This is a genomic window from Streptomyces sp. WELS2 (genome assembly GCF_013870595.1).
In the GTDB taxonomy this organism is placed as follows: domain Bacteria; phylum Actinomycetota; class Actinomycetes; order Streptomycetales; family Streptomycetaceae; genus Streptomyces.
Genome location: NZ_JACBWZ010000209.1, coordinates 1 through 8,745 on the forward strand (window position 1 = coordinate 1; position 8,745 = coordinate 8,745).

An 8,745-nucleotide genomic window follows, 5' to 3' on the forward strand; every position below is an offset into this window, starting at 1 on the left:
GCGTGCCTTCCCGGCTCACGATCGCCCGGTCGCGGCGGCCGCCGTGGTGTCCGGCGCGCCCGGCACGACCGGGGAGCCGGCGGGCAGGAAGGTCCAGTCGGCCTCGCGCACCGGCTGTCCGGGCAGGCCCAGCCAGTCCCAGGTCCGCTGGGCCAGTCCGGGCACGACCGGCCAGGCCAGGGCGGCGAACACCTTGGCCGCGAGGTACTCCAGCGCCAGGCTGGTACGGGCTTCCTCGGCCAGCGACGCGACCTTCCGCACGGCCTCCTCCGTCGCCCGGAACTCGGCGCAGCGGGTCACGAAGGACTCCAGCTGGCCGACGTAGCCGCGGGCGCTGAACGACTCCGGCAGCAGCAGACCGTCGAGCTGCCGGGTGGCCAGGTTGAGGTACCGGTAGAACTCGCGGTGCGCGTCCGTCCAGGCGCCCGTGCCGGGCACCCGGCCGTTACCGCGCTCGGTCAGGGACGCGAAGCCGCCCAGCCAGTCCTGGGCGCCGCGATACAGCGGGTCCTGCGTGAGCCGGCCGGCGCGCTCCGGGGATATGCGGGTCACGCGCCCTTCCGGGGCCTCGCGCAGCAGGGCGAGGCGTACGGCGTCGGGTCCCGCCGCGGCGAGGGCATCGCGGGCCCAGACCGCGTGGCCCCGGCTGGTGGAGAACTTCGCGTCCCCCAGGTGCAGGAACTGGTTGGTGACGAACGCGGCGGGCAGGAACTCCGCCAGGCCGGTGGCGAAGGCCAGGACCGGCAGCAGGACGGCGTAGTAGAAACTGTTGTCGTAACCGAGGAAGAGGGTGATCCTCGCCGGGCCGTGCTGCCCGGCTTCGGTGCGGGCCGCGTCCAGGAAGGTGAGCGCGAGGTCCGCCCAGGCGTCGAGGGCCTGGCCGTCCTCCAGGGCGACCCCCCAGGTGCCGGTGCGGCCGAGCCGGTACGGGGGCAGCCCCTCGTCCAGCAGCCGCTCGACCAGGGCCTGGAGGTCGGGTGCGGTGAAGCAGTCGCGCAGGTAGTCACGCAGCTGGTCCGCGTAGGCATCGAGGTCGAGCCACAGCGCCGCCTCCGGGCGGGTCACGGCCGGCGTGCCGCAGACGCGGCACCGCACGTCGACGAGGTCCCGGGCCTCGCCGGGCCTGCCGCAGGCCTCGCAGATCTCCCCGTCGCTGGCCGCGCCGCAGTGCGCGCAGTGCCCGCGGGCGAACGCCTGGTGCAACGACAGATCGCACGTCGGGCAGTACGCAGTCTCGCGGGTCTCCTCCCTGACCGCGGGCGAGGCGGCCAGCCGGGAGAACAACTCCCGTATGCGGTCGGCGTGTCCGGGGTCCGTGGCCGGGCGCGTGAGCCGGTCGCAGCCGACGCCGGCCGAGCGGAGGGTCGCCACGATGTCATCGCCTTCGGCCCCGGCGACCTCGGCCGGTTCCGTGCCGCGCAGGCGTGCGGCGGCGGCCACGTACGACTGGTGGTCGTCGGTGCCGGTGACGTACCGGGCGTCGCGGCCCATGCTGCGCAGCGCGCGCACCAGCATGTCGGCGCGGACGTACGGGCCCGCGAGGTGGCCCAGGTGCAGGCCGCCGTTGGGGGTGGGCGGAGGGCAGAACACCAGCGTCCGCTCGGCGAGCCGGCTGCGCGGGGGCAGCTGTTCGAGGGCGGCGACGGCGCTGGGTATGTGCTCCCAGTAGATCGAGACGATGTCGAACGGCTCGTCGGACTCGTTGCGGATCTCGTGGAAGCCGAACGGGGACAGGTGGACGACCTCGCCCGGCCCCAGCTCCCGCTCCTCGTCCCCGAGCACGACGACGGCCTTTCCGGCCAGGACGATGAACATCTCGCCGTCCTGGTGGGCATGGCGCTTGGAGACGGTGTGCGCGGGGACGCTGCCGAAGACGGAGCCGAACGGCAGCCCCTCGATGTCGTTCGCGGACAGCATGGGCTGGAGGTGCATCTCGTAGGACCAGCTCATCGCCGACCGGTCGAAGGCACGCGTGATCAAAAGGGTGTCCCTTGGTGGTGTGGGAAGACGGGTGGGGTGATCCGGCGTCAGACGCCGGCCGGCCGTCGCTCGGCCATGCCGCTCAAGCGCGTGGGTGTGCCGTCCGCGGCGAAGGGCACGCGGAAGGTGAAGGCGACGGGTGTCGGGCCGTGGTCGTGCAGGTGCTCCAGCCTCTCGCAGGCGTCCGTCCAGGTGGGAATGGTGTCGTCGGAGACCCACCACGCCGCGTAGCTGGGCCACTCGGGCTTCAGGAACCACTCGTGCCGCTTGCTCAGGGTGGAGCGGTGCAGTCCGGAGTAGACGAAGGAGAAGACGGAGTCCAGATCGGTCCACAGCGACAAGGTGGAGGCCCGGCTGTCGGTCTCGTCGGTCCGGCCGCCGGTGTAGAAGCGCGGGACGTCGAACTTGCCCCACTCCCCCCAGTCCCGCTCGAAGTTGGTGAGGTGGCTCTGGCCGGCGTCCTCCTTCGCGCGGGCGATGAATCCCGGGCTGCGCTCCGCCTGCTCGAAGGTGGGCGGCGTCCGGTCGTCGAACTCCTGGACCTCGGGATGTCCGTACGGCTTCTTCAGGATGGCGAAAGTCGTGAACGCGACGCGTGGCATCGGTCGTTGTGCTCCCCTCGTTCGTGGCGTGTCGTGATGGCGGCCCGGGGTCCGTTGGTCCGGGCGGCGGCTATTTCCGTGCGGCGCCCGCACGTTGTGACATCAGCCCTCGCATGAAGGCCTGCTGGAATTCGGCCGGCCGCACCATGCGGCCGGTCAGGGCCAGGTACTTCTCGCTCAGTTCCCGGCTCCGGCAGATCGTGGTGAACATGCGCTGCCGGGTCGCCTCGTCCTTGCCCACGAGGGAGTCGCCGCAGATCCCGTCGGCGTGCGGAAGGATGGTGCTCTCGAACCTCTCCCGGTAGTCGGCGAGACCCGCGTGCAGATCGGCCCCCTCCAGCGACCGGCCGTCGAACGCGCGCGCCAGCAGATCGGCCGACTGCAGGGCGAATCCGCAGCCGACGCCGCTCATGGCGTCCAGCGAGAGGGCCGCGTCACCGACGAACGCAACGGAGCCCAGGACCGGTTGGCGGATCTGGCTCGGATAGTCGGTGTAGCCCAGCAGGGGTGAGCGGGGGACCGCGCCGGCCACCGACGGTGCCGCCTCCAGGCCGTCGAAGTACTCCAGGAACCGTTCGAGCCGTTCCCCGGCGCCGCGCCAGTCGTCGATCCGCGACTTCTTCGCGAAGAGAACGAGTTCCGTCCGGCCGTCGACCAGGGGATAGGTACAGGCCAGATCCCCGTCGTTCATGACGAAGATCGAGCGGTTCCCCTCCGGGGCCTCGATTCCGGTGAAGTAGCCGAAGAGGACCGCGCGCTCGTTGGGGCGGCTCTCGGTGGGGTTGCCGAGCAGGCCGGCCAGCCGTGACCGGCGTCCGTCCGCGGCCACCACCAGCCGGGCCCGGTACCGCCGGGTGCCCTCGGGGCCCCGGGTGTGCAGGGTCCAGCCGGACTCGTCCTCCTCCAGGCTCTCCACTCCGGTGCCTTCGAGGTAGTCCACGCCCTGCTTCCGGGCGGCCTCCCGCACGGCGGGGTCGAGTACACGGCGTTCCAGGTTGAGCGCGTACGAGTCCGGTTGCCCGGGGTCGTAGCCTCCCGGCGTCTCGATGACGCCTCCAGGGGTCACGAAGACGGCCTTGGTCGCCACGGACCAGGCGGGTTCGCGCAGGTGTGCGAGGCCGAGCCCGTCCAGGAGCGGCACCGCGTGCGGCTGGACGAAGTGGGTGCACAGCCGCTTGTAGGAGTCTTCGGTCACGGCCTTCTTCTCGAAGACCGCGACCCGGTGTCCCATCCGGCTGAAGCGGATCGCGCCGGCGCAGCCGGCGAGACCGCCGCCCACCACCGCGACGTCCACCGACAGCTCGTCGTACTTCCAAGTGCTCACGGGTCGACCACCCTCTCTCTGTTCGGGCCGGCTTCTCTGCATGGCCGCGGGGCGTACGGACGCCTCCGGCCGGTGACGTCTAGCCGGCGCACCCGCAGTCGACACGGTGGACGTGGCCCTGGGCGTTCAGTCCCTCGGTGGGGTGGCCGTCGCGCTTCCACCAGTCCAGGCCGCCGATCAGTTCCTTGACGCGGAAGCCCTCGGTCGCCAGCTTGATGGCCGTCTTGGTGGACGCGTTGCACCCGATGCCGTCGCAATAGGCCACGTACAGCGGCGCCTTGGAGAGGGCGGCCAGCGACTCGCGGGAGATCGAGCGGTGCGGAATGCTGATCGCGCCGGGAATGTGCTCCGCTTCGTAGGCCTCGGTGCTGCGGCCGTCGACGACCACCAGGTCCTGGCCGTCCTCCAGGGCCGCCTCGAGGTCCGCGGAGTCCATCTCGTAGGCGAGCTTGGCCTGGTAGTAGGCCAGCTGGTCGGTGTGCTGCCGGGGTTCGGCGCTCGCGGCCGCGGGTGCCTGCGCGGGCGCCGTGAACCGGTCCGCGATGGCGTACAGGTCGCCGAGGGTGCTCGGCGTGACCAGCGAGTCGGCGTGCTCGCCCAGGTCGACGCCGCAGTCCTCCAGCAGTGTGACCAGGACGTTGATGACCAGCAGGGAGTCCAGTCCCAGGGCGTTGAGGGCGGTGTCGTCAGGGAGCGGGGACAGGTCCACCGGCTTGCCCAGTGCCTCCTCCAGGTACTCGGCCACCTTTTCCTTTGCCGCTACCGGCATGGCTCCACCTCATCAATGATCTCGACGGCACCTTCGGCCGACAGTGCGAAACAGTGGGAGTCGGACCGCTGAGCCGCCGTCGTCAGCTGCTGGATCAGCAGCCGCTCGTCCGGCTCCGCGTCCGCCGCGGGCGACCAGGCCACCAGGGCCGGCCGCAGAGGCTCGGGCAGGATGCTGCGCAACCGTTCCGTCACCTCGGTGATCACCCGTCGCTCCGGTGAGACGACGGCCAGGGCGACCACGTCGCGCCGGCCGCGCCGGACCACGGTCGCCGTGGCCCGTTCGACTCCGGGCACCTTCCGGGCGGCCCGGGTGATCTCGTTCAGGTGGGTGCGACGGCCGGCCAGCCAGGTGACCCGCGCATCCGCGTGCCGGTGCAGGACCACGTTGCCGTCGCTGTCGTAGCTGCAGATGTCCCCGGTCCGGAAGTAGCGCGTTCCCTCCAGGTCGACGACCAGCCGGGCCGTCTCCTCGGGCTGGTCGAAGTAGCCGCGCATCACCTGTGCGCCGCCGATCCAGAGCTCGCCCGGCACACCCGGCCGGTCCAGTTCGAGCCCGTCCCGCATGATCTTCACCCGGGTGCCGCGCAGCGGCCGGCCGACGGGACACGTGGTCATGCGCTCCGCGTCCCCGGGCCCGATCTCGTGGGTGAGACTGAAGATCGTGGCCTCGGGCGGCCCGAAGGCGTGCACCACGCGCACCTCGGGGAGCGCCCGGGTCCAGGCGCGCAGCACCTCCGTGTCGCAGACCTGCGCCCCCGTCATCACCAGTTCCAGGCTCGGCAGTCCGGCCGCGGTGATCCGTCTGCCGTCACCGGTGATCATGGTCAGCAACAGCGTGACCGCGATCAGATGCGTGATCCGCTCGCGGGCGATCACCGAACGCATGACGGCGCCGGCGGCGAGGCCGCGGAACTGGTGGACGAAGGCTCCCAGCGACAGCGGCAGCAGGGTGTCCACGAGCGATACGTCGAAGTGGAACGGGGTCAGACTCAGCACCCGGGACTCGGCGGTGAACCCGAGCACCTCGTTCTGGCCGGCGAAGTGGGTCATCAGGCCGACGACGCTGATCTCGGCGCCCTGCGGCTCGCCCGTCGCACCGGAGGCGAAGACGATGTACGCGGCCGCCTCGGGCCGGTGGGCCACGGTGGCATGAGCCGACGCGGGCCCCGACAGGAGCTCGGTCAGTCGCTCCTCGTCGAGCCGGTACGCGCCGGACACCCCGTGGTCGTGGTCGTCCAGCGTGATCACGGCCGCCGGACGCAGCCGCCCGAGCAGTTCCCGCAGCCTCTCCTCCGGCTCCGCCGCGTCGAGGGGGACGTAGACGGCACCGCACTTCCAGACCGCGACCGCCACCATGGGCATGACGGCACGCTTCCGCGCCAGGACGACCACCCGGTCACCCGCGCCGACTCCCCGCCGGGTCAGGCGGGACGCGATCGCCTGGGCGCCCCGCTCGAGCTGGGCGAAGGTGTAGCGGGCGGAGCCGTCGTCGACGGCGGTACGGTCCGGCCACCGGTGCGCCGCGGCCACCAGCAGATCGCCGAGCGGCGGGGGTGTGTCCGTGCGGGCGGCGGGATCGGCCGACCAGGGCGGCAGGGGTGCCGCCCCCCGTGTGTGCACCACACTCAACTCTCTTCGTTGGAGGGAAACGCGGTCCGCGCGATCGCCGCCACGGCGTTCCTGGCCGACGTCAGCTTTCCGGCGTACAGGCAGAAGTCGTGCGGGAGATCCGGGAAGTGGCGATGGCGCACGTCGGCCCGGCGCTCGGTCATCTGCTCCACCCAGGCGAGTCCTTCGTCCCGGAGCACGTCGCAGCCGGCCGTGACCACCGAGCAGGGCGGCAGGCGGGCGATGTCGTCCGGCGGCAGGGCCATCGGGTCGAAGCCGGCCATCGAACAGAAGGGGGCCAGCACGGACTTGAACAGCCGCATGCTGTCCCGGTCCAGGAAGTGGCCCTCGCCGAAGATCCGGTAGGACTCGCGTTCCGTGTGCGGGTCGAGGAACGGATAGATCAGCACGACGCGCGAGAACACCCCGGGCAGGACGCGCAGGCTGAGGTAGAGCGCGAGGAGGCCTCCGACGCTGTCGCCGGCGAGCACGAGGCGGCGTCCCGCCAGGTCCCGGCAGCGTTCCGCGACGTGCGCGGCAAGCTCCTTGACCGACTCCTCGGCGGTGTGCTCCGGGGCCTTGAGGTAGTCGAACGCCTCGACGGGGGCCCGGAGGTCCTCGGCCAGGGTGCGCAGGAACGGTCGGAAGACGGCCGTGGAGTAGTAGACCATCCCGCCGCCGTGGACGTACATGACCCACGGGCTGTCCGCCGCCTCCCGCCGCGGCCGGATGACCACCGAGTGGTCACGCGCCTCGACCGCCGCATCGTCCTCGGGTCCGGGGGCGCTGCCGAAGCGGGAGATCCAGCGTTCGGCGTCGATCCGGCCCCGCGCCGGCGAGTCCGCGGACACGGGGGCGCCCGCCAGTCTCCGGGCGACGGCCAGGCGGCCGAACTCGACGTTCAGGGAAGGTGTTCCGAGGTCAGACATGCGCGTCCTGGTCCATGGGTTCGACGTCCCCGGCGGGCGTGAACACGAAGCGGGTCGCGCTCGCGTTCCCGGCCGCCTCGGCGAGCCGCCGCATCAGCAGCTTCTCGTCCGTCTTGCCGGTGGAGGACACCGTGAGCTCGGGTGACCAGGCGAGGAGGGACGGGCGCATGTACTGGGGCAGCAGGTCGGTGAGCCGCTTTTCCACATCGGCCACGACCGAGCGGTCCGCCGCCATCACGACGAGCGCGATCACGTCGTGGCCGCGGCTGGGCACCAGCGCCACGGCAGCCCGCTCGACGCCCGGACAGCTCAGCGCGGTCTGCCGGATCTCTCCGAGGTGGATGCGGCGGCCCGCCAGCTTCACCTCGTCGTCGTCCCGGCCGCGGAAGACGATGTCGCCGTTCTCGTCATAGCTGCACAGGTCGCCCGTGCGGTAGTAACGGACGCCGTCCACCTCGACCACGCGGCGCGCGGTCTCCTCCGGCTGGTCGAAGTAGCCGAGCATCACCTGCTCGCCGCCGATCCACAACTCGCCGACGCGGCCCTGCTCGTGGACTTCGGTGCCGTCCTCGACGATGCGGGCGGCCACGCCGCGCAACGGCCGGCCGATCGGGTACGCGGTCACCCGCTCCGGCTCGGTCCGCTCGATCTCGTGGGCGACACAGACGATCGTCGCCTCGGTCGGGCCGTAGACATTGATGACGCGTACCTCGGGAAGGCTGTCCTTCCAGACGTTGATGACGCCCGGGTCGCACACCTCCGCACCCGTCATCACCATCTCGAGGCACGGGAAGTTCTCCCGGGTGACCTGGCGCCCACCCTCCGTGATCATGGTGAGCAGCGTGGACACCGCGATCAGGTGCGTGATCCGCTCGCGGGCGATGACCGCGCGCATGACGGCACCGGCGTGGACGCCGCGGAACTGGTAGACGAAGGCACCCAGGGAGAGCGGCAGCAGGGTGTCCTCGATCGACACGTCGAAGTGGAAGGGGGACAGGCTGAAACCCCGCGAGTCCGGTGTGAACCGCAGCACCTCGTTGTGGTTGCCGAAGTACGCGACGAGACCGGCGGTGCTGATCTGCACGCCCTTGGGCTCTCCGGTGGACCCCGAAGTGAAGATGATGTACGCCGTGTCCTCGGGCCGGTGCGCCACGGTCGGCCACTCGGGGGCCGGTTGCGAAAGGATCGTGTCCACCTGCGTGCGGCCCGCCCAGCGGACACCGTCCAGTGCGGGCTCGCGGTCGTCCAGCGCGATCACGGCAGCGGGCCGCAGCCGGCCGAGCAGGCCGCGCAGCCGCGGGGTGGGCTGGGTGGCGTCGAGCGGGACGTAGACGGCGCCGCACTTCCAGATCCCGATGGCCAGGACGGGCACGAGGGCGCACTTCTCGGCCAGGACCGCTACCCGGTCACCGGCGCGCACGCCCTGCCGGGCCAGCCACGCGGCGAGCGACCGGGCCTGCTGCTCCAGCTCGGCGGAAGACGGCCGTACCTGGCTGCTGTCGGGCCCCGGCAGCGGTTACGCCCTGCATCT

7 protein-coding genes are annotated in these 8,745 nt (G+C 71.7%); all 7 read right to left on the minus strand.

Translation table 11 applies throughout. The annotated features are described in order from the left end of the window. Nucleotides 1-15 precede the first annotated feature (15 nt). The 7 genes from H5J33_RS14880 to H5J33_RS14910 all read right to left on the minus strand — a co-directional run bounded on the left by H5J33_RS14880 (nucleotide 16) and on the right by H5J33_RS14910 (nucleotide 8,727). Nucleotides 16-1,980, minus strand: coding sequence for a class I tRNA ligase family protein (locus H5J33_RS14880; protein WP_181795389.1), 1,965 nt, complete (start codon nucleotides 1,978-1,980; stop codon nucleotides 16-18). 47 nt (nucleotides 1,981-2,027) lie between these two features. Next, a complete protein-coding gene (locus H5J33_RS14885; protein ID WP_181795390.1) occupies nucleotides 2,028-2,582 on the minus strand; it encodes a DUF3291 domain-containing protein in 555 nt (184 codons plus the stop codon). A gap of 70 nt (nucleotides 2,583-2,652) precedes the next feature. Next, nucleotides 2,653-3,906, minus strand: a complete 1,254-nt coding sequence (locus tag H5J33_RS14890) for an NAD(P)/FAD-dependent oxidoreductase (RefSeq protein ID WP_181795391.1) — start codon at nucleotides 3,904-3,906, stop codon at nucleotides 2,653-2,655. A gap of 79 nt (nucleotides 3,907-3,985) precedes the next feature. Next, on the minus strand, nucleotides 3,986-4,675 hold the full coding sequence (locus H5J33_RS14895; protein WP_181795392.1) for a rhodanese-like domain-containing protein: 690 nt from the start codon (nucleotides 4,673-4,675) through the stop codon (nucleotides 3,986-3,988). After that, a complete protein-coding gene (locus tag H5J33_RS14900; protein ID WP_309485408.1) occupies nucleotides 4,666-6,300 on the minus strand; it encodes an AMP-binding protein in 1,635 nt (544 codons plus the stop codon). The genes H5J33_RS14895 and H5J33_RS14900 overlap by 10 nt, the downstream gene beginning before the upstream one ends. 2 nt (nucleotides 6,301-6,302) lie before the next feature. After that, nucleotides 6,303-7,214, minus strand: a complete 912-nt coding sequence (locus H5J33_RS14905; RefSeq protein ID WP_181795393.1) for an alpha/beta hydrolase fold domain-containing protein — start codon at nucleotides 7,212-7,214, stop codon at nucleotides 6,303-6,305. Then, nucleotides 7,207-8,727 (minus strand): amino acid adenylation domain-containing protein, encoded by a 1,521-nt coding sequence (locus H5J33_RS14910; protein ID WP_181795395.1) that lies wholly within the window; start codon nucleotides 8,725-8,727, stop codon nucleotides 7,207-7,209. Before H5J33_RS14910 ends, H5J33_RS14905 begins: the two co-directional genes overlap by 8 nt. Nucleotides 8,728-8,745: the final 18 nt, after the last annotated feature.

What these genes read in the sequence shown, in the direction of transcription:
- H5J33_RS14885 (WP_181795390.1), bottom strand. Translation starts at nt 2,582, where the DNA reads ATGCCACGCGTCGCGTTCACGACTTTCGCCATCCTGAAGAAGCCGTAC.
- H5J33_RS14905 (WP_181795393.1), bottom strand. Translation starts at nt 7,214, where the DNA reads ATGTCTGACCTCGGAACACCTTCCCTGAACGTCGAGTTCGGCCGCCTG.
- H5J33_RS14895 (WP_181795392.1), bottom strand. Translation starts at nt 4,675, where the DNA reads ATGCCGGTAGCGGCAAAGGAAAAGGTGGCCGAGTACCTGGAGGAGGCA.